Below are 22,443 nucleotides of genomic sequence, written 5' to 3'. Positions count from 1 at the left end.
TTACAGGCGTTTATCCATTTGCCGTACCATTTTGTCCTTCCAGGTGGCAAAATCCCCTGCTAAGATATGTTTTCTGGCCTCACGAACCAACCACAGATAGAATCCGAGATTGTGCATGGTTGCGATCTGTTTCCCTAACATTTCATTGACGGTGAACAGGTGCCGCAGATAAGCTTTTGTATAAAAAGTATCAACGTAAGTAGTTCCATTCTCATCAATAGGAGAAAAATCATCCTGCCACTTCTTGTTTTTGATGTTGATGGTTCCCTGGGAGGTAAAGAGCATTCCGTTTCGTGCATTCCTGGTAGGCATCACACAGTCGAACATATCCACCCCAAGAGCGATATTCTCCAGAATATTAATTGGAGTACCCACCCCCATTAGATAACGTGGTTTATCTTCGGGTAAAATTTTGGTCACCACTTCGGTCATTGCATACATCTCTTCTGCAGGCTCTCCCACAGAAAGACCACCAATAGCATTTCCTTCTGCTCCTGCAGCCGCAATATATTCCGCAGATTGCTCCCTAAGATCTTTGTAAGTACTTCCCTGTACTATTGGAAAAAGTGCCTGGGAATATCCATATTCCGGAGGAGTTTTATCTAAATGAGTGATACACCTGTCCAACCAGCGATGAGTGCGGTGCATTGAATTTTTAGCGTAGTTATAATCACAGGGATACGGAGTACATTCATCAAAAGCCATGATAATATCGGCACCGATCAATCGCTGTATCTCCATCACATTTTCAGGAGTGAAATTGTGATAAGAGCCGTCTATATGAGATTTGAATCGTACGCCTTCTTCTTTGATCTTTCTTCTTTCGGCAAGTGAATACACCTGGTATCCTCCACTATCTGTAAGGATATTCCGGTCCCAGTTCATGAATTTATGGAGTCCGCCGGCTTTCTTGAGAATTTCAGTTTGAGGCCTTAGATAGAGATGATACGTATTACCAAGGATTATATCTGGATTAACTTCCTCTTTTAATTCTTTCTGACTAATTCCTTTTACGGAAGCCACTGTACCAACGGGCATGAAAATAGGGGTTTCAATAATTCCGTGGTCTGTGGTAATAACTCCGGCGCGGGCACTGCTACCGGCATCTTTAACTGCTAATTCAAATTTCATAGAGAATTTTAATGGCCGCAAAGATAACCAACTGAAAGGCATTTTCTGAAGGATTCAAACCTTAAATTGCTGCCTGTTTTCGCATTATTCAAATAATTGCGGAACATTGATTTTCAAAGCATTCATAAAATAGTATTTTTGCATCACATTTAATAAAACACAAATGCCAAACACACAACAATTAGAAGATTTTGTCACTCAGGTGAGAAGAGACATTTTACGGCAGGTGCACAAAGTGAATTCGGGGCATCCCGGAGGATCTTTAGGCTGCGCCGAATTTTTCACGGTGCTATACCAGGAGATCATGGACCGCAAGGAAGGCTTTGATATGAATGGAAAAGATGAAGATCTTTTCTTTCTTTCCAACGGACACATTTCCCCTGTGTTCTACAGCGTACTTGCCAGAAGTGGTTATTTTCCGGTAGAGGAATTGAACACATTCAGATTGATCAATTCCCGCCTTCAGGGTCACCCTACAACTCATGAAGGATTGCCAGGCGTGCGCATCGCCTCAGGATCTTTGGGTCAGGGAATGTCTGTAGCCATTGGTGCTGCAAACACTAAAAAACTGAATGGTGATAACCACCTTGTTTATTCTCTTCATGGAGATGGTGAATTACAAGAAGGTCAAAACTGGGAGGCTATTATGTATGCCGCCGCCAAAAAAGTGGACAACCTGATAGCAACTGTTGACAGGAACCACCAACAAATTGACGGAAACACAGATGACGTGTTGCCAATGGGTGATCTCACCGCGAAATTTGAAGCTTTTGGTTGGGATGTACTGGAATTAAAAGATGGCAACGATATCAACCAGGTAATCGACGCTTTAAAAGAGGCAAAAAGCCGAACCGGAAAAGGTAAACCGGTAGCCATCATAATGACAACTGTAATGGGTCACGGTGTCGATTTTATGATGCACACTCATAAGTGGCACGGGGTGGCACCAAATGATGAGCAATTAGAAAAAGCACTTGCTCAAAACCCAGAAACTTTAGGCGATTACTAGCCCAACCGACAAAATCGAAGAAATGAAGAAATATACAAATACAGGAAGTAAAGATACCCGATCTGGTTTTGGAGATGGTCTTACCCAGCTCGGAAAAACTAATCCAAATGTGGTAGCCCTATGCGCTGACCTTACCGGATCCTTAAAAATGGGAGATTTTCAGAAGAATCACCCGGAAAGATTTTTCCAGATAGGAATTGCTGAAGCTAACATGATGGGAATCGCTGCCGGAATGACCATTGGAGGGAAGATCCCTTTCACCGGTACCTTCGCAAACTTTTCTACCGGAAGGGTTTATGATCAGATAAGACAATCGATCGCATATTCAGGGAAAAATGTGAAGATCTGTGCTTCTCACGCAGGACTAACTCTTGGAGAAGACGGTGCTACTCACCAGATCCTGGAAGATCTTGGAATGATGAAAATGCTTCCGGGGATGACAGTGATCAACACTTGTGATTACAATCAAACTAAAGCGGCTACCATTGCAATTGCAGAGCACGTAGGTCCGGTCTATTTACGATTCGGAAGACCAAAAGTGCCAAATTTCACTCCTGAAGATCAGGTGTTCGAAATTGGTAAAGCGAATATCCTAAATCCAGGAAACGATGTAACTATAGTTGCAACGGGACACCTGGTATGGGAAGCCTTACAAGCTGCAGAGCAACTTGAGGAAAAAGGTATCAAAGCTGAAGTAATAGATATACATACGATCAAACCTCTTGATGAGGAGGCGATCCTGAAATCTGTTAGAAAGACCAAGTGTATTGTAACAGCCGAAGAGCACAACTTCCTTGGTGGCCTTGGAGAAAGTGTGGCGCGTACGCTCGCCCAGCACTACCCTACTCCGCAGGAATTTGTTGCTACCATGGACACATTTGGTGAAAGTGGTACTCCTGAACAACTGATGGAAAAATACGGACTGAATGCTGAAGCCATTGTAAAAGCTTCAGAAAAAGTATTTAAGAGAAAGTAATCCATTCAGCACCAGCTTAAAAACCCCTGTAGAATCATATTTTACAGGGGTTTATAATTTCATTAAGGAATATAAGTCACAAATAATCGTTTTCTTTGGATAAACTTAAACCTACTATTATGAAAAAAGGAATTTTAGCCCTGTTTCTCATTTCCACAACTGCCGTAATGGCCCAGAGTGGTTTTGGTGTAAAGGGTGGCTTGAATTATGCCGATAACGGCGACATCGAATATTCTGATATTACCACCGCTGGTGAGGATGCCATAAAAGGTGGTGACAGTAAAGTGGGATACCACTTCGGATTCTTTTACAGAGCAGAATTCTCAGGCTTTTTCATTAAACCTGAATTACTTTATACCAGAACCAAGAGTTCCTACGACTACAACGACAAGAATGCAGAGTATAAAATTTCAAAATTGGATCTGCCTTTACTTTTTGGTGTTGACATTATAGGACCTGTTAATATTTTTGCAGGCCCAAGTCTTCAATACATTCTGGATAACGACTTTCAGGGAGTGAGATTGGGAGACGTAGAAGAGGATTTCACCATTGGAGCCCAGTTTGGCGCCGGAATACAGTTTGGCGGTGTAGGTTTGGATGTTCGTTATGAACGCGGACTCTCCAAAAATGAGGCTACGGTTCTCGACCTGGATAACCCGGAAGGCTTACAACGGGTGGATACCCGCCCCAGCCAACTTATTTTCAGTTTGTCCCTCCAGTTGTAATTGCACGCCTCAAAATCTAAAGCATCAAAAAAGCCCCGAACACGGGGCTTTTTTTATTATATCTAATTATTGGTTTTCTTAGTTATCCTTATCCAGATAATCAGGAATACCGTCATTGTCTTTATCAGGGAAACTAATACTTCCGTCTTCATTGATAGTGATCTCTTCCCTCGTCGGGATGAAATCATTGTCATCATCATTGTCGGCATAATTAGATGTACCGTCTTTATCAGTATCGTCATTTGCGATGATCATATCTTCATTTAGATCCTCCATCCAGGAAGGGATTCCGTCCCTGTCGTGATCAGCTTCATTGACCCCATAGAGGTTAAATGTAAATACCAGAGGGCTATACGGTGAAATACCTGCTTGAGGACGGGCGAAGTATCCAAGACCTGAGGTCATGAAGACAGCGCCAATTCCGTAGTCATTATTCCACACAACGGTGTTGTCCGGTTGCACCTGGAACCCGGATGAACCTTTGAACTCAGTTAGAGCCCGTCCAAATCCCGGAATAACCGCGGTAAGATCGAACCACACCGGAGTTATTGAACTGTCGAACATAGTCTGGTTTAACAATTCTCCACGATATGAAACCAGGGTAGAATCGGTAAACTTAGGCTGGTCTTTCACTCCTTCTCTCACCTTAAGAATGTACATAGTGTAATCCACTCCTTCCCAGGTGACCGTTTTTGTTTCCAGAAGATTCGATTCGATTAAAGGAGTCTTATCGGCATTAGCTTCATTGATGGTATCAATTCGCACCTGGTAATCAAATGATTCTGAAGGATTCTCGAAATCTTCGTAGTTGTAAAAATGTGTCTGCAGGTATTCTAAAAGCACTTCCTGATCTGTAGCTTCCTGTTCAGAGCGATCTCTTTCAGGAACTGTTACAGGACCGTCATCTTCTTTGTTACAGGAAAAAAGTGCAACGGCTAAAATAAGGGAGGCAAACAAATATTTATTCAATCTCATCAAACTGTGATTTTAGGGCCGCAAGATACAATATTCTTGTATTTTTGCTGATTAATAAACGAGTTTTACTGCAAAAAGTATGAGAGTTGACAAGTTTTTATGGTGCGTTCGATATTTCAAGACCAGAAGTATAGCCACAGAAGCATGTAAACAGGGAAAAGTAAGGGTGCAGGATGCAATTATTAAACCTTCCAGGGAAGTATTCCCCGGAGATAAGATAGTAGTTCGTAAGAATCAGATCAATTATGAGCTGGAAGTGCTCGACCTACCTCAAAGTCGCGTTGGAGCTAAACTTGTCAATCTTTACATCAACGATATAACTCCCAAAGAAGAGTTCGCAAAACTGGAACTACTCAAATACTCCAGAGATTACTACCGTAAAAAAGGAACGGGCCGTCCCACCAAAAAAGACCGAAGGGAATTGGATGACTGGTTTGAAGCTCCCGAAAACGAAAATGAGGAAGAAAAAGACAACTAACTGTTACACCTAAAAAAGGCATTTTTGACACCGTCTTATTTTTTATCTTTGAGAAAACATTCTTCATGAAAAAAGCTTCTGTTTCCATTCTCAACCACATCGAGATTAGCCACAAGATAAAAAGGATCGCTTACCAGATCTATGAAAGCAATGTAAATGAAGAGGCAGTAGTCCTGGCGGGAATTGCCACAAATGGATTCCAACTAGCCAAAATATTGAAAGAGGAGCTGCAAAATATCTCGGAGCTCCAGGTTGAACTTTGTGAGGTAAGGATTAATAAGGGAAATCCGCTGGAAAAGGTAGAGACTTCTATGGCGGCAGAAGATTATAAGAATAAATCTATCGTACTCATCGATGATGTGCTCAACTCAGGCACCACCCTGATCTATGGAGTGCGACATTTTCTGGAAGTACCTCTTAAGCAGTTCCGTACTGCAGTATTGGTTGACCGAAGCCATAAAAAATACCCTGTAAAAGCTGATTTTAAAGGGATCTCCCTCTCCACTTCCATTCATGAACACGTAGAAGTATTATTCGAGAAAGAAGATAGTCGGGTGGAACTACTTTAATTTTTCGGAGATCGCGTTTACCACTTCTTCTACTGACTTACCCTCTGTTGAGAGAATAATTTCACTCTGGTTGTAGTAAAAGGAACGTTCGTACAAATGTTTCCGCACAAAATCTTCAAGAGCTTCAAAAGAACCTAGATGACTTATGACCGGTCTCTGATCTTTCTCTTCGGAAAGTCTTCTTAAAAGCTCCTGCAGATCGGTTTTAAGGTAAATAAGCACCGAATCCTCATCATCTTTAATCAGCTGGAGGTTTTTACCGTAACAGGGTGTGCCTCCCCCTAAAGAAAGCACAACAGAATTGTCATTTTTGAGTATTTCCTGAAGCACTTCACCTTCTTTTCTTCTGAAATAGATCTCTCCTGACTCCTTAAAAATATCAGGAATGTTTTTTCCTTCCCACTTGCTTATTTCTTCATCAAGGTCCATGTATTTGACGCCGATTTTTTCTGCCAGCGACTTGCCAACCACCGTTTTTCCCGATCCCATGTAACCTGATAAAATTATTTTCATACCTTAAACCAATGATTTTTAGAGGGTTTATCTCCCTCTTTTAAACGTCGCACAAATTTATGTCAATTTGTTCTTGAAAAATAAATTAATGTGGGTATATTTGCACCCGCATTAGCAAAAATGCAATAAGCCAGATCTGGTAGCTCAGTTGGTAGAGCATCTCCCTTTTAAGGAGAGGGTCCTGGGTTCGAGCCCCAGCCAGATCACGAAATTAGAAGTACTGATTTGTTGGGCGAGAAGCCTGTCCCGAGCGAAGCTGAAAGAAATTGAAGCGAAATCGAGGGAAGCCCCAGCCAGATCACGAAATTTGAATTACTGATTTGTTGGGCGAGAAGCCTGTCCCGAGTGAAGCTGAAAGAAACTGAAGCGAAGTCGAGGGAAGCCCCAGCCAGATCACAAAATTTGTTCTTAAAAATCCTGACCTGGTAGCTCAGCTGGTAGAGCATCTCCCTTTTAAGGAGAGGGTCCTGGGTTCGAATCCCAGCCAGGTCACTTTCTTATCCTTTATTTTCTGAAAAAGTGGTACATCAGAAGGCTCTCAGCTCTTTCAGAAACCACTCCACAACAGAAAATAAATTATAGAATGCCCAGGTGCTGGAACTGGTAGACAGGCATGGTTGAGGGCCATGTGTCCATTAGGGCGTGCGGGTTCGAGTCCCGCTCTGGGCACCAGTAACCCTGAAAATTCAAATGGGAATTTTTAGGGTTTTTTTATTCCCTGTAGGTAGGCCTGGCAGATCGATTTCTTTAAAAGATTAGTACAAAAAGGATACAAAATCTAACCTATAAAACATATTAGAAGGCGTGCGGGCCTGCCTGCCGGCAGGCAGGTTCGAGTCCCGCTCTGGGCACCAGTAACCCTAGAAATTCACACGGGAATTTTTAGGGTTTTTTTATTCTCTGTAAGTAGGTCTGGCAGATCGATTTCTATAAAGAATAGTACATAAAGGATACAAAATCTAACCTATAAAACATATTAGAGGACGTGCGGGCCTGCCTGCCGGCAGGCAGGTTCGAGTCCCGCTCTGGGCACCAGTGACCCTGAAAATTCAAATGGGAATTTTTAGGGTTTCTTTATTTCCTGAGGGTAAGTCTGGCAGATCGATTTCTTTAAAAGATTAGTACAAAAAGGATACAAAATCTAACCTATAAAACATATTGAAGGACGTGCGGGCCTGCCTGCCGGCAGGCAGGTTCGAGTCCCGCTCTGGGCACCGGTGAACCTGAAAATTCAAATGGGAATTTTTAGGTTTTTTTTCCTGAGGGTAGGTCTGGCAGATCGATTTCTATAAAAGATTAGTAAATCAAGGATACAAAATCTAACCTATAAAAAATATTAGAGGGCGTGTGGGCTTATCTGCCGACAGGCAGGTTCGAGTCGCGCTCTGGGCACCAGTGACCCTGAAAATTCAAATGGAAATTTTTAGGATTTTTTTACACGATAGGCAGGTCTAAAAGATCGAATACTATAAATGTTTACTAACCAAAGGATATAAAATTTGCCGTTTTGCAAATGAAAAAAGGGGTCCGCCCCCTTCTGCCGACAGGGAGTTTCGGGTCCGCTCTGGGCAATTCTTTTTTCTTTCCCTTTATCGATTTTATCTCGCGTCTTTAGTAGGAAAAAACTGCCACCTCTTAAAAATTTCACCTTTCTTACAATTTCTCTGACTCAAAAGATAAATTATTGTTAATCAATTTTTTACAAGATCAAGAAGGGCATTTAATTGCTATTTTTATGATAGTAAAAGTTCCTTCTAATATGTAATTGATTATGCAGTTCCAACTCTACTCTCAGCTATTGCGACTTGACCTATCCAACGACCATCTCCTACAGATGTACTACGTCTTGTATTATGACCTGCCCAAGGAAGAAAAAGACCTGGCAGACAATATTTCACGTCTTATAGAAATAAGAGAAAAAGCCAAATTGGAGATCAGGCGGCTTCTTTTCAATATCAGGAATTCTCTACAGGATTCCCGATTAGGCATCGCTATACTGAATTTCCTGCCTATCTTTTTGAAATTGGATTACCTCGCACGAAACACCTTTAATGATCCTAATCTGAAAGTGTGTTACGAGAAGGAAAAGAAAAATATAAAACTTTATTACGATACACTTTATAACCAGGATATTCCACCTTCAACACTTGAAGTTCTGTTGAAACAGAAAAAGAAGCTGGAATCCCTGCCATAATAGATGAGAATGAGTAATTTTTACTGGGGGGCAAAAATTACTTGATATATGCTTCGGTAGATTCTTCTACCGAAGTCTCTCATCTACTTTTTGAAAGAGGCAATTCAACATGAATTGCCTCTTTTTTATTTCACCTCATAATGATTCTCAAATCTTTTCCTCGAACCACTTTGAAGCACCCTATCTGTTTCCAGTCATACTAACTCGTTCCTTTTTGGATACACTGAAACTATCAAAACAAAAAACTCCCGCCAAAAGCAGGAGTTTTTATCAATCTATGTGAATTACCTTATGCGGCATTCTGCTTTTTGATAAGGTTAAGAGCAGAACCTTCCTTATACCACTCTATTTGAGGAAGGTTATAAGTATGATTTGCTTTTATAGTATCTTTTGAACCGTCAGCATGTACGATCTCGATCGTAAGCTGCTTGTCTGGTGCAAAATCTTCAAGATCTATAAAGTTGAAGGTATCATCTTCCTGAATAAGATCGTAATCGTTCTCATTAGCAAATGTGATACCCAACATTCCCTGTTTCTTAAGGTTAGTCTCATGAATTCTTGCAAAAGATTTCACCAGCACCACCTTAACACCCAGGTGTCTTGGTTCCATTGCAGCATGCTCACGGGAGGATCCTTCTCCGTAGTTATGATCTCCCACTACAACAGTAGGAATACCGGCTGCCTTGTATTTTCTCTGTGTATTCGGTACTCCGTCATATTCCCCGGTGATCTGGCTCTTCACGAAGTTTGTCTTCTTGTTGAAAGCATTCACAGCTCCAATAAGACAGTTGTTCGAAATATTATCCAGGTGTCCTCTGAATCTTAACCATGGACCCGCCATAGAGATATGGTCAGTAGTACATTTTCCGAAGGCTTTGATCAAAAGTTTTGCACCCATCAGGTTCTTACCATCCCATGGCTCAAAAGGTTCCAACAACTGCAATCTTTCAGAAGTCGGACTAACTTTCACCTCTACAGAAGAACCATCTTCTGTAGGGGCCAGGTAACCCGGATCTTCCACATCAAAACCTTTTGGAGGTAATTCAAGTCCTGTAGGCTCGTCCAATTTTACATGTTCTCCATCCTCATTCAAAAGGGTATCTGTAGTTGGATCAAAATCCAGTCTTCCGGAAATTGCAATTGCAGCCACCATTTCAGGAGATCCTACAAACGCATGTGTGTTAGGGTTCCCATCGGCTCTTTTAGAAAAATTCCGATTGAAGGAATGCACGATGGTATTCTTCTCATCGCCTTTACGGTCACTTCGGTCCCACTGACCAATACATGGCCCGCAGGCATTCGTAAAGATAGTAGCGTCAAGATCTTCGAAGATCTGAAGTAAACCATCCCTTTCCGCAGTAAAACGTATCTGTTCAGACCCGGGATTTATTCCGAAATCTGATTTTGCTTTAACTTTTTTATCAACTGCCTGTTTCGCAATGGAAGCAGCACGGGTAAGATCTTCGTATGAAGAGTTAGTACACGAACCTATCAATCCCCAGTCCACATTAATAGGCCAGTCGTTCTCTTTTGCTTTTTTGCCCATTTCTGAAATAGGTGTAGCAAGGTCTGGTGTAAACGGACCGTTAAGGTGAGGCTTCAGTTCGGAAAGATTGATCTCGATCACCTCATCGAAATACTGCTCAGGATTTGCATAAACTTCGGCATCGCCGGTTAGGTGCTCTTTTACTTCATTTGCTGCATCGGCAACATCAGTACGATTTGTGGCACGCAGGTAACGCTCCATTGAATCGTCATAACCAAAAGTAGAAGTCGTAGCCCCTACTTCGGCACCCATGTTACAAATAGTTCCTTTTCCGGTACAGGACATAGATTGTGCTCCTTCTCCGAAATATTCAATAATAGCTCCAGTTCCCCCTTTTACGGTAAGAATTCCGGCTACTTTTAAGATCACATCTTTTGGAGCAGTCCATCCCGAAAGTTTTCCGGTCAACTTAACCCCGATCAATTTTGGCATTTTTAGCTCCCATGGCATTCCGGCCATTACATCAACTGCATCTGCACCACCAACTCCAATAGCTACCATTCCCAATCCACCGGCATTCACCGTGTGAGAATCGGTACCGATCATCATTCCTCCCGGAAAAGCATAATTCTCAAGAACAACCTGGTGGATAATACCTGCACCCGGTTTCCAGAAACCTATTCCGTACTTATTCGAAACTGATTCAAGGAAATCAAAAACCTCGTCACTTGATTTTTTGGCGCTTGGAAGGTCAAATTGAGCTCCCAGTTTAGCCTGGATCAAGTGATCACAGTGTACAGTTGTTGGAACAGCTACCGTCTTTTTCCCTGCTTGCATGAACTGCAACAAAGCCATTTGGGCAGTTGCATCCTGGCAGGCGATCCTGTCCGGAGCAAAATCAACGTAGTCTTTTCCGCGGGTAAATTTCTGAGTAGGTTTTCCATCCCACAGGTGAGAATAAAGGATCTTTTCTGAAAGAGTCAAAGGCTTTCCAACAGCTTCACGTGCAGCATTTACACGCTCTGCCATTTGGCTGTAAACCTTTTTGATCATATCAATATCGTAAGCCATAGTCTTATTTATTTTTTTGTTCTGAAGTTCTGCAAAATTACTAATTATAGGTGAAGATTAAAAATTATAACTAAAGACTAATTTTAAATGAATATTTTTTAGCACTTCTGAAAATTATCCACTAAAAATTAACTAAATCGCATATTATAGCATCATGAATGAGAAATTGGCAATTTCCTCACCAATATCATTTTTTAGAATGAAAAAATTATTAAAGCAGGGGCTTAAAATCTTTGGAATGTAGAATACCAGAGACCTAAAATTCCCTTTTTAGGACCTTAATATTTAGGGAATAAATAATGGATCAGAATAAGGTCTTGATAATATCTTCTTCAGATATACCTTCTGCTTCGGCCTTATAATTTTTGATCACCCGGTGCCGAAGTATTCCGAAAGCCACAGCCTGCACATCTTCAATATCGGGAGAATATTTGCCGTTTACAGCTGCGTGGGCTTTGGCTCCTAAAATGAGGTTTTGAGAAGCTCTTGGCCCTGCACCCCAATCGACAAACTCCCTCACAAGATCTGTAGCTTTGTCTCCTGCAGGACGGGTCTTGCTCACAAGGTTTACTGCATATTCCACCACATTATCTGCCACAGGTATCCGACGGATAAGATGTTGAAAATCCACAATTTCTTTCGCCGAGAAAAGAGGATTTATAAAAGCCTCTTCGTCTGAGGTAGTAGTCTTCACTACCTCAACCTCCTCTTCGAAACTTGGATAATCAAGTTTAATAGCAAACATGAATCTGTCTAGCTGGGCTTCAGGTAAGGGATAGGTCCCTTCCTGTTCAATAGGATTTTGGGTAGCAAGTACAAAGTATGGCAGATTCAATTTATAGTGTTGCCCGGCCACAGTCACCGCTCTTTCCTGCATTGCCTCTAAAAGCGCCGCCTGGGTCTTGGGTGGTGTTCTATTGATCTCGTCAGCCAGAATAATATTCCCGAAAACAGGTCCTTTAATGAATTTAAACTGTCGATTCTCATCCAGAATTTCTGATCCCAGAATATCACTCGGCATTAGATCCGGCGTAAACTGGATCCTCTTGAAGTGCAAACCCAGAGCCTCGGCAATGGTATTGACCATTAAGGTCTTTGCCAATCCCGGAACTCCGATGAGTAAAGAATGTCCTCCGGAGAAAATAGATAGCAGTATCTGATCAACCACCTCCTGCTGCCCCACAATCTTCTTGGCAATTTCCTGCCGAAGTTGCTGGTGCCGGGTGACGAGATTCTTTACCGCTTCTACATCAGACATACAATTTCTACTGTTTTAGCCAGTTACTCGAAAAGTCACATTCGCGATACTCTCCGTTGACCTTAATATACGTATCTTTTATCTTTTCTCTCTGCCAGTCTTCAATTGCTTTCAATTGTTTATCACGCAAAGCAAGATCTTTGATCTTGTTATAATCCTGAGCGTAATTCGCCTTGTGTTCCGTAAAACGATTGGTGACCGTTATGATCTTGTAGAAAGGACGACCGGTGTTATCCTGATCTGTGATCACTCTTGAAACCTCTCCTTCTTTCAGGTTTACAACCTGCTCGTATAATAAAGGATCAATCTTGGAGAGCTCAAAACGCGTATCTCCAGTAGTAGGATTCACCAATTGTCCGCCGCTCTCTCTTGTTTCTTTTTCGTCAGACACTTCGCGTGCAGCTACTCCGAACTTTAATTCGCCACTGGCGATCTTTTCGCGCACATTCTGAATTTCTTCAAAGGCTTTCTGTTTGGTCTCTTCGGTCACATCGGGAATAAGGAGGATATGCCTAACATCTACCTGTTGCCCGCGGATCTTATCTACGGTAAGAATATGGTACCCAAACTCCGTTTCAAAAGGTTCGCTTACCTCTCCTTCCTGAAGACTGAAAGCTGCATCTTTAAATTCTTTTACAAAAGGATCTTTTCTGGAAAGGGAAATCTTTCCACCGGAAGAACGTGAACCGGGATCCTGAGAGTATAATACCGCCTTGGTAGCAAAACTTGCACCGTTCTCCACAATATCAGCACGCATTTCGTTCAAACGATCAATGATACGTTGTCTTTCTTTCTGAGGAATTTCAGGTTTCACCACGATCTGTGCGATCTCAACCTCATCCCCAAACACCGGCCGCTCATCTTCAGGAATACTGCTAAAGAACTCCCTAACTTCTTCCGGAGTGATCTCTACCGCATCTACAATCTTGCGTTGCATTTCTCCGGCCAACCTGTTTTGCTTGTTGATCTCAAAAAGTTCTGCTCTAAATTCTGCTTCATTGTCCTTTTTATAGAACTCCAGCACTTTTTCCAAAGATCCCACCTGTTGGGTCATGTAAGATAACTGCTGATCTACATTCGCATTGATCTCAGCATCTGAGACTATGATACTATCCTGAATAGCGTGATGAGCATAAAGCTTGTTCTCCATCAACCTTCCGGCAAGACTGCAAGGAGTTACATCTTTAATAGAAGCTCCCTGACTTTGCAGTTCAATGTACATTTTATCGATATCACTATCCAAAACCACGAAATCACCCACAACCGCGGCCACTCCGTCAACTTTGAATTTCTGTGAGTTTTTAAGGGAATCTCTTACCGGGATTGCGGTTTCCTGGATAGCCGTACTATCGGTCACCACCACTTCCTGGGCCTGTGCAGTAGCAAAAACAGCAGTGAAAATAACAACTGCTGCGTGATTAATTATAGATTTCAAATTTGTCGTTTTTAATAGCATCTTGAGTAATGTCTTTTTCTAATTTCTTGATAAGTTCAAGTTTTCTTTTATTCAGAAGGATCTGTTTGATGTTTGGCAAAGAATATTCCAAAGGGGCTTGTTCATTGCGCAATTTCACATCTTCAACAGAGATCAAATATACTCCTAATGAATCTTCGAGTTGCAAAAAATTCTTGTTTTTTAAGAATTCCTGATCATTTTGAGGGGTTAACGGCCTGATCTTTTCATAGACCTGTTTGGTTTTTACCCAAACCGAATCATTCAAGGAATACGAATTAAACTGAATGGCCATATCCAACAAAGCCTGTTTATCTTCCTCATTAAAACGTCGGAATTGGGTCTTTATCTTTTCAAAATCGGAATTTTGCTTGGAAAGATTGATGTACCTTAGTTTAACAAGGTCATCATTCAGCAGAAAGTTCTCTCCATTCTCTTCGTAATATTGCTCAGCGGCTTCCATGCTAATGCTCGTATCCAGTTGTCGGGCAACAATAGCATCGGTATAAGCCTTGGCATAGAGTTCATTTTGATAATTCTGTACAAGCTTATCAAACTCCCTCAATTGCTCGTCACTCAAATTCACTTTTGCACGATCGATCAACAACTTTTGGGTCGCCCAGCGATTTATGAAGTTAGAGACCAATAAGGCACTGTCTTCTGGAGAGGTATTCTCAGAGATCAGGGAGTTGACATCTTCTTTATATAAATAGGAACCGTTTACCCTGGCAACCACTTCCCTGTCTTCTGTTTTTTCAAAAAAACTGCAACCGGGAAGCAGCAGCATCAGAAGAAACACAGAAGATATACTTTTTAATTTTTTCAAAGGATTGTGAGAATACATGAATAGGCAAAAATAAGAATTCTGCCATCTTTACCAACTACTTAGTAAAACGACAGAGCAGAAAAAAAAGTATACTTTTGAAAGGGTGTCAAAAATGGCATTTTTGAAAGAACTAAAAGCTAAGAATATGACCGATAAGAAAGATGAACGAAAATTAAAATTGATATGGGATTTCCGCGGACCTGATTCTACGCGCACAGCTGAACATCATGCTTTGCACCTCAAGGAGTTTGTGAAGACCAATGATATTTCTCTTAATATTACCGGATTTGAGAAGGTAAATCCCGACTACAGTACCGCCTATATCGTGGTGCACGAAAGCGAAATGAAAGCTGTTCGGGATGCATTAAAACCACACCGCGGACAAGTTTATGAGGAATAATTTCTGAAATTATCCTAACAGGATCCTAAAAAAGTAAACCTGCTCGTTTATATTTGCGAAAAACAAAATCAATTTCATGAAAAAAGCAGTATTAGTATTGGGATTGGCCTTAATGAGCCTTTCTACTTTTGCACAGTCTAAAATAGGTACCATTGACGCAGAATACATTCTTAGCCAAATGCCTGAAATGGCACAGGTGGATGAAGGACTGAAAGCCTATAATAATGACCTTCAAAAAGAGCTGGAAACCACCGTAACTAAGTATGAGACCCTGGTGAAAGATTATCAGGCCAATAGTAATGGTTATACAGAAGAAGAAAAGACTACCAAGGAAAATGAGATCATTACTCTGGAAAATGAGATCAAAGGTTTTAGAAATAAGGCCACTGTAATGATGCAAATGAAGAGAAATGAGCTTTCTGAACCTTACTACCAAAAGATCAACGCTGCGATGGAAGAGGTGATCAAAGCAGAGAATTATACACATATCTTCCACGCTTCAGGAAATAACCTTGCTTTCGCTTCAGACCAGTATGACATTACGCTCAAAGTGATGGAAAAACTTGGAATCTCTGCGAAGTAACAGAAAAACCGTTTTGCCATAATTAAAAGAGGCTGTTCAAATTTTGAACAGCCTCTTTTAATTTATTCAGATTCCTATTACCTGCTGTAGTTAGGAGATTCTTTTGTGATGGTTACGTTATGAGGATGACTTTCATGAATTCCTGAAGAAGTGATCTTTACGAACTTTGCCGTCTCCTGTAAAGTCTGAACATCTTTAGCGCCACAATACCCCATTCCGGCACGTAGACCGCCCACAAACTGGTGAATACTTTCAAAAAGGTCACCTTTGTATGGCACTCGCCCTACAATACCTTCCGGAACCAGCTTTTTAATATCATCTTCCACATCCTGGAAATAACGGTCCTTTGAACCCTGCTTCATAGCTTCTACAGAACCCATTCCGCGGTATGACTTGAATTTACGGCCTTCGTATATAATGGTCTCTCCCGGAGATTCTTTAGTCCCGGCTAATAGCGAACCGAGCATTACGCAGTCGGCTCCGGCGGCAATAGCTTTTGGAATATCACCAGTATAACGGATACCTCCATCAGCAATTACAGGTACACCACTGCCTTTTATAGCAGCTGCAACCTCAAGAACAGCCGAGAATTGTGGAAAACCTACTCCGGCTACCACCCGGGTCGTACATATTGAACCGGGTCCAATACCTACTTTAATAGCATCGGCTCCCGCCTCAACTAAATATTTGGCTGCTTCGGCAGTAGCGATATTTCCAACCACTACTTCCAGCTCTGGGAAATTCTTCTTTACTTCCTTTAGAACGGTAACTACTCCTTTGGTATGCCCGTGAGCAGTATCTATCACAATCGCATCCACACCGGCTTTAACCAAAGCTCCGGCACGATCAACTGCATCTCCGGTGACTCCAATGGCTGCTGCAACACGTAGCCTTCCGAAGCTATCTTTGTTGGCTATAGGTTTTTGAGAGAGTTTCGTAATGTCACGAAAAGTGATAAGTCCAACGAGTTTATCTTCGGAATTAACTACCGGTAATTTTTCGATCTTGTTCTGCTGCAGAATACCTTCAGCTTCTTCTAAAGAAGTTCCTTCAGAAACTGTGACAAGATTCTCTGAAGTCATAACCTCAGAAATCGGCCGGTCATTATTCTTTTCAAAACGAAGGTCACGGTTGGTAACAATTCCAAGAAGTTTTCCTTCGTCATCAACGATAGGAATCCCACCGATACTGTGCTCGCGCATATTTTCTTTAGCATCGCGGACTTTAGCGGTAATAGGCAAGGTAACAGGATCAATGATCATCCCACTTTCTGCCCGTTTCACTTTACGCACCTTAAGAGCCTGCTGCTCGATCGTCATATTCTTGTGAAGTACTCCTATTCCCCCTTCCCTGGCCATGGCAATTGCCATACTGGATTCGGTCACTGTATCCATAGCAGCGGAAACAATGGGAACGTTAATACTTATATTCCGGGTGAATTTGGATTGGATATTGACTTCGCGGGGAAGGATCTCTGAAAAAGCGGGAACTAAAAGTACGTCGTCGTACGTTAATCCTTCGCCTACAATCCGGGAGTTGTGTGCAATCATGGCAATTAAGATTTAATTGCGTGCAAATATACAGAGTTAAACTCACAAGCCGGCAATAAGTTTTACTAATTATTTGCCTTTCTTGATTTTAGAGTGGAGAAATTGAAGCGAAGATCGTTGCAGTCTGCGGAAAATTTTTTCTGCAAAAAAAAAACTACTTCGCTTTCTTCAGAAGTAGCTGATATAGAAGAATTATTGCTGAGGCCGCAAAACAGAAGGTCATAAGGATTCCCGAAATAACTACGATGTATTTCATCCATTCCACTCCCTTCCATACAAAATAGATCCCTCCGAAGGTAAGTAAGATGGAAAAGAAAGGTTCCAGGATAAGGAAGAATTTAATTCTTTGAGGCAACTGTGCGAATAGTAGTATTCCTCCCAAGAGGAAAAAAATAAAGGACATGGAAAGTACGTGAGTATGAATTATGGTGAGCATCTCCCGCTCCCCTTTTTCAAACTTCATCACCTCTGCATCGGGATCATCCTCATTACCCAGGTAATTTTCTTCAATCCCGGCGGGTGTTGTGGTCTCCGTCTGCCCTACAAATAAAAGTCCCGTTACATAACCGACCGAGAGCACGATCACAAAAACAGCAAGAAAAGTTCTTATCTCTCTTGGAAGGCTTAAGAGGAGTCCGTTATAGCGCATTAGAGAACCTTGTTTTCTTTTAAGATCTCAACACTTACCAAAAGGTCTTTTACTGCAGATTTCATGGACCGCACAGAAATTGTTGCTCCGGAAATAGCTGCAATATCATGGATCTCTGAGGATTTTGACTTACCATCAAACTGGCGCAACCAGCGTTTGCTTCCAATCTCGCCTCCATACTCTTCCCGATATACCAATACTTTGGTTCGTGCGATCACCAGATCTTTGTTGAAGATAACCAGGTAGTCAAATTCAGCAGTTTTGCTAGGTGCCTTATCCAGGTATGCATAACCAATAAGATTTCCGTCACTTTTCAGTTTAAAGAAATTCTCCTTTGATATCCTGGAAGGTAATTTTTGACGCAGGTTATCGGGGATTTCCACACCCTGGTGTTCAAAGGAACTTACATGAAACTCATCTCTTATTTCACGGTCAATTCTTTTTCCTAAACCGTCAGAATTCCCAATCATCCCCATCAACGGAAACATCAAAAAGATCGTAATTAATAATTTCTGAATCATGTTGCAAATTTAATTAAATAATACGGAAGCAGTAATGCCAAAAGCCGGGAGAGATTCTCCCGACTTTCAGCAGTAAAGTTTCTTTAGAGTTTAGAACCAAACTCCAACTCCAAAATTCACCTGGTTCTTAGCGTCATATCCTTCAACGGCGTTATCCTTAATTTGATAATCTCCTTTGAAAACTACTCCAGGAGCTATATGATAACTTAGACCAAGAGTTATATCATTTCTGTCATAAGCCGGATTTTCCACCAGGCTACCTGCAGTTTCTGCGTGAGTATCATAATCCTCGTAGCGTGCAAAAGCAAATAGTTTCTGCTTATTCATAGTTGGTAACAAGTTATAAGCTGCTTCAGCATACCATCCAGAAAGAGCACTTCCCAAATCTCTTCCGGTAAGGTTGTTATATGCATCAGTATCTGTTAACGAAGCATAAATATATTCCCCTCTGGCAGTGAAACGCTTGTAAACGTATCGTGCATCCAAGCCTACCATAGACATTCCCACATCAGCTCCATCTAACATATCAACCTCGTCTGCAGCCTGAGTTCTACCAAAATATCCGGCAAGACCAAGTCTCATTCCAAGGATACCGTAGTATTCAACTTTAGCAGAAAGGTTTGGAGTATTTATTGTCGACTTTATCCCTTTTTGGCGTCCCCCACGAAGACCATTGCTTCCTTTTAGCAAACCGTTTCCATCAGAATCGGTTGACTGGAAACCATTAAAAATATAAGCCTGATAGGTAAGGTTAGCTGAATTGATCCTTCCGGTTAATCCCACACCTATTTCTCTCCAGGTAGTGGGAACAATAGATCCTGCAATTGCAGGGCGTTCCACTCCATTAAAAGTTGTTGGTTCATGGTATTCATTAATAATTCCCATTGGCACCAACATAAGACCAGCACGCAAATTGACATTTCTGGCAACATTATAGTTTACAAATGCCTGCTCCACGTAAACTTCTTCAACGTGCTCAAATTCAATTTCAGTAAAGAACTGAACTTTATCAGTGAATTGATAACCTAAAAGCATTACAAGACGCTGAACATCCAACTCGCCATTATCTCCCTCTGGTTGATTATAAGTAATCTCTCCGTAAGCTCCCAGGGTAACAGCATCATTATTTGCCGACAATACTCTTTGAGCAGAGTTTAATTGGTATTGTGGATTAAAAGTAATCGAGTCAGTATCAGTCTGCGCAAAAGAAAGCATGCTTGTCGCTCCCAAAACAACTGAAAGTAATAATTTTCTCATGGTATTTATTTAGACTTGTTTAAAATAGTGATGCAAATATAGAAGTGTGAAATTTTTTAACAAACTTTATTTAGACTAATTTTAAATAGTATTTTTTAATACCTGAAGAAAAAGCTATTGATAATCCTAATGATAAGCGGTAAAGATCTTTGTAGCCTCATTGTGTGAGGCCTCAAAACTCATCATTTTGACGTCGGTTTCTGCCTTACGGGAGGTGAAGTAAGAAAGTAGTTTTTCGGTAGGCATATTGCCGGTAAGTTCATCTTTTGCCATCGGGCAACCGCCAAATCCCTGGATAGCTCCATCAAAGCGGGTACAACCCGAGCGGTATGCTGCATCCACTTTCTCAAACCAGCTGGAAGGTGTGGTATGAAGGTGGGCTCCAAATTCAATTTTTGGATACTTCGGAATGAGATTGGAAAAAAGATATTCTATGACTTCCGGAGTAGAGCTTCCTATGGTATCAGAAAGTGAAAGTATCTTCACTCCCATTCCTGAAAGTTTTTCGGTCCACTCCCCTACTATCTCCACATCCCACGGATCTCCATACGGATTTCCAAAGCCCATTGAAAGATAAGCCACTACTTCCTTTCCGGTCTTTCCAGCAATGTCGAGAATTTCCTGAAGCGTTTCTACAGATTCCGCAATGGTCTTATGCGTGTTACGCATCTGGAAGTTTTCAGAAATTGAAAAAGGGTATCCAAGATAATTGATCTCGGGGTGCTGTGACGCATCCTGTGCCCCCCGGGTATTGGCTACAATGGCGAGCAGTTTGCAACGGGTTCTGGAGAGGTCCAGTTTGGAAAGAACCTCAGCTGTGTCGGCCATCTGCGGAATAGCTTTTGGCGAGACAAAACTTCCGAAGTCAATGGTATCAAAACCGCAACGCAACAACGATTGTATGTACTGAACCTTTTTCTCAGTAGGAATAAATTCCTTAATTCCCTGCATCGCGTCCCGCGGACATTCGATTATTTTGATCTGCGCCATAGGCTCAAAGATACAATTTTGAAGAAAAATTGATGATTTGATAATCAGCAGTTTGAAAAAATAAATATTCGGAATTATACCTCTCAAAAAGGGCATTTTGGAAGAATATTTTCAGAAGCATCTGCAGCTACACCAGGATAAATATTCCAATTCCTAAAAACACCAAGACCTGTAACCATTTAAAGATAAGTCCCGAATGTGGGTGCGACTGCAGGTATTTCGAGATCTTGCCAGCGAGTATGGAAACCGTAGAAAAGATGATAAAGGCCTGTAACAGGAAAATGAAGCCAAGCAGGTAGAACTGTAAAACCGTATTACCCGTGGGATCCCACAAAAAACCCGGAAAAAATGCCAGAAAGAAGATGGCGACTTTAGGATTGAGAACGTTCATCAAAAATCCTCTTTTAAAAAGGGAAAAGAGGCCCTTCTTCCCGTCCACAGCAGTGGTGGAAAAAGCAATTTTCGGGTCGCTTTTAAAAACCTGCCATGCGAGGTAAAAAAGATAAGCAGCACCTAATAGCCGAATGATGAAAAACAGCATTTCAGACTGTTTTATAATTGCCGAAATACCAAACGCGACCAAACTGGTGTGAATGATAATGCCGCTTACCAGTCCTAAAGCAGTAACGATCCCATACTTTTTTCCGTTGGTCACTCCCTGCACCAACACATAAATTATGTCCGGACCGGGAGAAAGTGTCAACAGCACTGAAGCTGTCAGGAATGGGATCAATTGTTCTATCACAGACCTCGTTCTAAAATAGCTTTATTGATCTTTTTGATCAATTGTGGACCTTCGTAAATAAATCCGGTGTAGAGTTGTACCAGGCTGGCACCCGCTTCAAGTTTCTCAATGGCATCTTCAGCAGACATGATCCCTCCCACTCCAATAATAGGAAATGCGTGGTTACTTTTTTCAGAAAGAAAACTGATCACTTCGGTAGCCCGGTCTTTTAAGGGAAGACCACTCAAGCCCCCGGTCTCTTCCTTTTTCTCCGAAGTGAGCCCTTCGCGGGAAATGGTAGTATTGGTAGCTATAATGCCGGCGATTTTTGTCTCCTTTACTATGTCAATGATATCCAGCAATTGCTCTTCAGTAAGATCTGGCGCGATCTTCAGCAATATGGGTTTGGGAGAAGGCCGTTCAGAATTCCTTTTTTGAAGGGTATTTAAAAGCAGTGTCAATGGTTCCTTATCCTGAAGCTCCCTCAGATTCGGAGTATTGGGAGAACTTACATTCACCACAAAATAATCCACGTGGTCCAATAGTGCGTCAAAGCAAATGATGTAGTCATCAACAGCCTTGTCATTGGGAGTGACCTTATTCTTTCCAATATTTCCCCCAATCAGTACATCTTTGTTCTTTTTTAAACGCTCCACAGCAGCCATCACTCCGCCGTTATTAAAACCCATTCGGTTAATAAGAGCCTTATCTCCTACCAGTCTGAAGATGCGTTTCTTCTCGTTCCCCGGTTGTGGCTTCGGGGTAAGAGTCCCAATTTCGATGAAACCGAATCCGAAGGATGACAACTCTTTATAAAGTTTTGCATCCTTATCAAAACCGGCGGCAAGGCCCACCGGATTCTTAAATTTTAATCCGAAAACCTCCCGCTCCAGCCGTGGATCCTCTAAAGCAAATTTCTTTTTAACAATACTCTGCACCAAAGGCAGTTTGAACATTTTCCGAAGTAAGGAAAAAGTAAGATGATGCACCTTTTCAGGGTCAATTTTAAAAAGTAGCGGGCGTACTAATTTTCTGTACATGATCTGGATTTTCGGCAAAATTAACACAAACCTAAAGAATTAAACTCCGAAAAGCCAAAAGGTTT

General features: G+C 41.6%; 22 protein-coding genes and 3 tRNA genes. 11 read left to right on the top strand and 14 right to left on the bottom strand.

The annotated features are described in order from the left end of the window. Entirely contained in the window at window positions 1-1,131 is a 1,131-nt protein-coding gene (gene tgt / locus ACNORC_RS15155; protein ID WP_418336515.1) for a tRNA guanosine(34) transglycosylase Tgt, read from the bottom strand. Between the two features lie 163 nt (window positions 1,132-1,294). On the opposite strand from tgt, the gene ACNORC_RS15150 reads away from it, so the two are divergent. The 3 genes from ACNORC_RS15150 (at window position 1,295) to ACNORC_RS15140 (ending at window position 3,841) form a co-directional block, all read left to right on the top strand. Continuing rightward, window positions 1,295-2,140, top strand: coding sequence for a transketolase (locus ACNORC_RS15150; RefSeq protein WP_418336514.1), 846 nt, complete (start codon window positions 1,295-1,297; stop codon window positions 2,138-2,140). Window positions 2,141-2,162: 22 nt separating this feature from the next. Beyond that, window positions 2,163-3,116 carry a transketolase family protein gene (locus ACNORC_RS15145; RefSeq protein ID WP_418336513.1) on the top strand — a complete coding sequence of 318 codons (954 nt, stop codon included), beginning with the start codon at window positions 2,163-2,165 and terminating at the stop codon, window positions 3,114-3,116. A 119-nt stretch (window positions 3,117-3,235) separates the two neighbouring features. Beyond that, a complete protein-coding gene (locus ACNORC_RS15140) occupies window positions 3,236-3,841 on the top strand; it encodes a porin family protein (RefSeq protein WP_418336512.1) in 606 nt (201 codons plus the stop codon). 78 nt (window positions 3,842-3,919) lie between these two features. On the opposite strand, the gene ACNORC_RS15135 is transcribed toward ACNORC_RS15140, so the two are convergent. Then, window positions 3,920-4,816, bottom strand: coding sequence for an FKBP-type peptidyl-prolyl cis-trans isomerase (locus tag ACNORC_RS15135; RefSeq protein ID WP_418336511.1), 897 nt, complete (start codon window positions 4,814-4,816; stop codon window positions 3,920-3,922). Between the two features lie 79 nt (window positions 4,817-4,895). Between ACNORC_RS15135 and ACNORC_RS15130 the strand changes: the two genes are divergently transcribed. Then, on the top strand, window positions 4,896-5,294 hold the full coding sequence (locus tag ACNORC_RS15130) for an RNA-binding S4 domain-containing protein (RefSeq protein WP_418336510.1): 399 nt from the start codon (window positions 4,896-4,898) through the stop codon (window positions 5,292-5,294). A gap of 65 nt (window positions 5,295-5,359) precedes the next feature. Further along, complete coding sequence (locus ACNORC_RS15125; protein ID WP_418336509.1) at window positions 5,360-5,863, top strand: phosphoribosyltransferase domain-containing protein; 504 nt, start codon at window positions 5,360-5,362, stop codon at window positions 5,861-5,863. Here the strand turns inward: ACNORC_RS15125 and ACNORC_RS15120 are convergent. After that, entirely contained in the window at window positions 5,855-6,376 is a 522-nt protein-coding gene (locus tag ACNORC_RS15120) for a shikimate kinase (protein WP_418336508.1), read from the bottom strand. The two genes, ACNORC_RS15125 and ACNORC_RS15120, sit on opposite strands and share 9 nt — an antisense overlap. A gap of 133 nt (window positions 6,377-6,509) precedes the next feature. Between ACNORC_RS15120 and ACNORC_RS15115 the strand changes: the two genes are divergently transcribed. The 4 genes from ACNORC_RS15115 (at window position 6,510) to ACNORC_RS15100 (ending at window position 8,570) form a co-directional block, all read left to right on the top strand. Beyond that, window positions 6,510-6,582 (top strand) — tRNA-Lys (locus ACNORC_RS15115). A gap of 213 nt (window positions 6,583-6,795) precedes the next feature. Then, window positions 6,796-6,868 (top strand) — tRNA-Lys (locus tag ACNORC_RS15110). Between the two features lie 93 nt (window positions 6,869-6,961). Beyond that, a tRNA-Leu gene (locus tag ACNORC_RS15105) sits at window positions 6,962-7,048 on the top strand. A gap of 1,099 nt (window positions 7,049-8,147) precedes the next feature. Further along, complete coding sequence (locus ACNORC_RS15100) at window positions 8,148-8,570, top strand: hypothetical protein (protein WP_418336507.1); 423 nt, start codon at window positions 8,148-8,150, stop codon at window positions 8,568-8,570. A gap of 289 nt (window positions 8,571-8,859) precedes the next feature. Here ACNORC_RS15100 and ACNORC_RS15095 read toward each other — a convergent pair whose 3' ends face one another. From ACNORC_RS15095 to ACNORC_RS15080, 4 genes are all read right to left on the bottom strand, one after another. Next, window positions 8,860-11,127, bottom strand: coding sequence for an aconitate hydratase (locus ACNORC_RS15095; RefSeq protein WP_418336506.1), 2,268 nt, complete (start codon window positions 11,125-11,127; stop codon window positions 8,860-8,862). A 304-nt stretch (window positions 11,128-11,431) separates the two neighbouring features. Beyond that, complete coding sequence (locus ACNORC_RS15090) at window positions 11,432-12,385, bottom strand: AAA family ATPase (protein ID WP_418336505.1); 954 nt, start codon at window positions 12,383-12,385, stop codon at window positions 11,432-11,434. 7 nt (window positions 12,386-12,392) lie between these two features. Further along, window positions 12,393-13,841, bottom strand: coding sequence for a peptidylprolyl isomerase (locus ACNORC_RS15085; RefSeq protein ID WP_418336504.1), 1,449 nt, complete (start codon window positions 13,839-13,841; stop codon window positions 12,393-12,395). Then, window positions 13,804-14,637 (bottom strand): peptidyl-prolyl cis-trans isomerase, encoded by an 834-nt coding sequence (locus tag ACNORC_RS15080; RefSeq protein WP_418336503.1) that lies wholly within the window; start codon window positions 14,635-14,637, stop codon window positions 13,804-13,806. Before ACNORC_RS15080 ends, ACNORC_RS15085 begins: the two co-directional genes overlap by 38 nt. A gap of 172 nt (window positions 14,638-14,809) precedes the next feature. Between ACNORC_RS15080 and ACNORC_RS15075 the strand changes: the two genes are divergently transcribed. Both ACNORC_RS15075 and ACNORC_RS15070 read left to right on the top strand, forming a co-directional pair. After that, window positions 14,810-15,064: a hypothetical protein gene (locus ACNORC_RS15075; RefSeq protein WP_418336527.1), complete on the top strand. Its 255-nt coding sequence runs from the start codon at window positions 14,810-14,812 to the stop codon at window positions 15,062-15,064. A 76-nt stretch (window positions 15,065-15,140) separates the two neighbouring features. Beyond that, window positions 15,141-15,647 (top strand): OmpH/Skp family outer membrane protein, encoded by a 507-nt coding sequence (locus ACNORC_RS15070; protein WP_418336502.1) that lies wholly within the window; start codon window positions 15,141-15,143, stop codon window positions 15,645-15,647. Between the two features lie 77 nt (window positions 15,648-15,724). Here ACNORC_RS15070 and guaB read toward each other — a convergent pair whose 3' ends face one another. From guaB to ACNORC_RS15035, 7 genes are all read right to left on the bottom strand, one after another. After that, complete coding sequence (gene guaB / locus ACNORC_RS15065) at window positions 15,725-17,197, bottom strand: IMP dehydrogenase (RefSeq protein WP_418336501.1); 1,473 nt, start codon at window positions 17,195-17,197, stop codon at window positions 15,725-15,727. A gap of 154 nt (window positions 17,198-17,351) precedes the next feature. Further along, the gene (locus ACNORC_RS15060; protein WP_418336500.1) at window positions 17,352-17,846 is read right to left on the bottom strand and encodes an Aq_1264-related membrane protein; all 495 of its coding nucleotides are present in this window, start codon (window positions 17,844-17,846) and stop codon (window positions 17,352-17,354) included. Further along, a complete protein-coding gene (locus ACNORC_RS15055; RefSeq protein ID WP_418336499.1) occupies window positions 17,846-18,367 on the bottom strand; it encodes an FMN-binding protein in 522 nt (173 codons plus the stop codon). The genes ACNORC_RS15060 and ACNORC_RS15055 overlap by 1 nt, the downstream gene beginning before the upstream one ends. Before the next feature lie 90 nt (window positions 18,368-18,457). After that, window positions 18,458-19,624 (bottom strand): putative porin, encoded by a 1,167-nt coding sequence (locus tag ACNORC_RS15050; RefSeq protein ID WP_418336498.1) that lies wholly within the window; start codon window positions 19,622-19,624, stop codon window positions 18,458-18,460. A 126-nt stretch (window positions 19,625-19,750) separates the two neighbouring features. Continuing rightward, window positions 19,751-20,614: a hydroxymethylglutaryl-CoA lyase gene (locus ACNORC_RS15045; RefSeq protein WP_418336497.1), complete on the bottom strand. Its 864-nt coding sequence runs from the start codon at window positions 20,612-20,614 to the stop codon at window positions 19,751-19,753. A 127-nt stretch (window positions 20,615-20,741) separates the two neighbouring features. After that, window positions 20,742-21,359: a LysE family translocator gene (locus tag ACNORC_RS15040; RefSeq protein ID WP_418336496.1), complete on the bottom strand. Its 618-nt coding sequence runs from the start codon at window positions 21,357-21,359 to the stop codon at window positions 20,742-20,744. Next, complete coding sequence (locus ACNORC_RS15035; RefSeq protein WP_418336495.1) at window positions 21,356-22,378, bottom strand: quinone-dependent dihydroorotate dehydrogenase; 1,023 nt, start codon at window positions 22,376-22,378, stop codon at window positions 21,356-21,358. The genes ACNORC_RS15040 and ACNORC_RS15035 overlap by 4 nt, the downstream gene beginning before the upstream one ends. Window positions 22,379-22,443 lie beyond the last annotated feature (65 nt).

The sequence above is a fragment of the Salinimicrobium soli genome, assembly GCF_048323655.1.
In the GTDB taxonomy this organism is placed as follows: Bacteria; Bacteroidota; Bacteroidia; order Flavobacteriales; family Flavobacteriaceae; genus Salinimicrobium; species Salinimicrobium soli.
Note: the sequence above shows the minus strand (reverse complement) of the source record. Positions and strands in the feature narration are given on the sequence as shown.

Bases quoted from the DNA above. Each gene is read 5' to 3' on its own strand.
- tgt (WP_418336515.1), bottom strand. From the start codon at position 1,131: ATGAAATTTGAATTAGCAGTTAAAGATGCCGGTAGCAGTGCCCGCGCC.
- ACNORC_RS15150 (WP_418336514.1), top strand. From the start codon at position 1,295: ATGCCAAACACACAACAATTAGAAGATTTTGTCACTCAGGTGAGAAGA.
- ACNORC_RS15145 (WP_418336513.1), top strand. From the start codon at position 2,163: ATGAAGAAATATACAAATACAGGAAGTAAAGATACCCGATCTGGTTTT.
- ACNORC_RS15140 (WP_418336512.1), top strand. From the start codon at position 3,236: ATGAAAAAAGGAATTTTAGCCCTGTTTCTCATTTCCACAACTGCCGTA.
- ACNORC_RS15135 (WP_418336511.1), bottom strand. From the start codon at position 4,816: ATGAGATTGAATAAATATTTGTTTGCCTCCCTTATTTTAGCCGTTGCA.
- ACNORC_RS15130 (WP_418336510.1), top strand. From the start codon at position 4,896: ATGAGAGTTGACAAGTTTTTATGGTGCGTTCGATATTTCAAGACCAGA.
- ACNORC_RS15125 (WP_418336509.1), top strand. From the start codon at position 5,360: ATGAAAAAAGCTTCTGTTTCCATTCTCAACCACATCGAGATTAGCCAC.
- ACNORC_RS15120 (WP_418336508.1), bottom strand. From the start codon at position 6,376: ATGAAAATAATTTTATCAGGTTACATGGGATCGGGAAAAACGGTGGTT.
- ACNORC_RS15100 (WP_418336507.1), top strand. From the start codon at position 8,148: ATGCAGTTCCAACTCTACTCTCAGCTATTGCGACTTGACCTATCCAAC.
- ACNORC_RS15095 (WP_418336506.1), bottom strand. From the start codon at position 11,127: ATGGCTTACGATATTGATATGATCAAAAAGGTTTACAGCCAAATGGCA.
- ACNORC_RS15090 (WP_418336505.1), bottom strand. From the start codon at position 12,385: ATGTCTGATGTAGAAGCGGTAAAGAATCTCGTCACCCGGCACCAGCAA.
- ACNORC_RS15085 (WP_418336504.1), bottom strand. From the start codon at position 13,841: ATGCTATTAAAAACGACAAATTTGAAATCTATAATTAATCACGCAGCA.
- ACNORC_RS15075 (WP_418336527.1), top strand. From the start codon at position 14,810: ATGACCGATAAGAAAGATGAACGAAAATTAAAATTGATATGGGATTTC.
- ACNORC_RS15070 (WP_418336502.1), top strand. From the start codon at position 15,141: ATGAAAAAAGCAGTATTAGTATTGGGATTGGCCTTAATGAGCCTTTCT.
- guaB (WP_418336501.1), bottom strand. From the start codon at position 17,197: ATGATTGCACACAACTCCCGGATTGTAGGCGAAGGATTAACGTACGAC.
- ACNORC_RS15060 (WP_418336500.1), bottom strand. From the start codon at position 17,846: ATGCGCTATAACGGACTCCTCTTAAGCCTTCCAAGAGAGATAAGAACT.
- ACNORC_RS15055 (WP_418336499.1), bottom strand. From the start codon at position 18,367: ATGATTCAGAAATTATTAATTACGATCTTTTTGATGTTTCCGTTGATG.
- ACNORC_RS15050 (WP_418336498.1), bottom strand. From the start codon at position 19,624: ATGAGAAAATTATTACTTTCAGTTGTTTTGGGAGCGACAAGCATGCTT.
- ACNORC_RS15045 (WP_418336497.1), bottom strand. From the start codon at position 20,614: ATGGCGCAGATCAAAATAATCGAATGTCCGCGGGACGCGATGCAGGGA.
- ACNORC_RS15035 (WP_418336495.1), bottom strand. From the start codon at position 22,378: ATGTACAGAAAATTAGTACGCCCGCTACTTTTTAAAATTGACCCTGAA.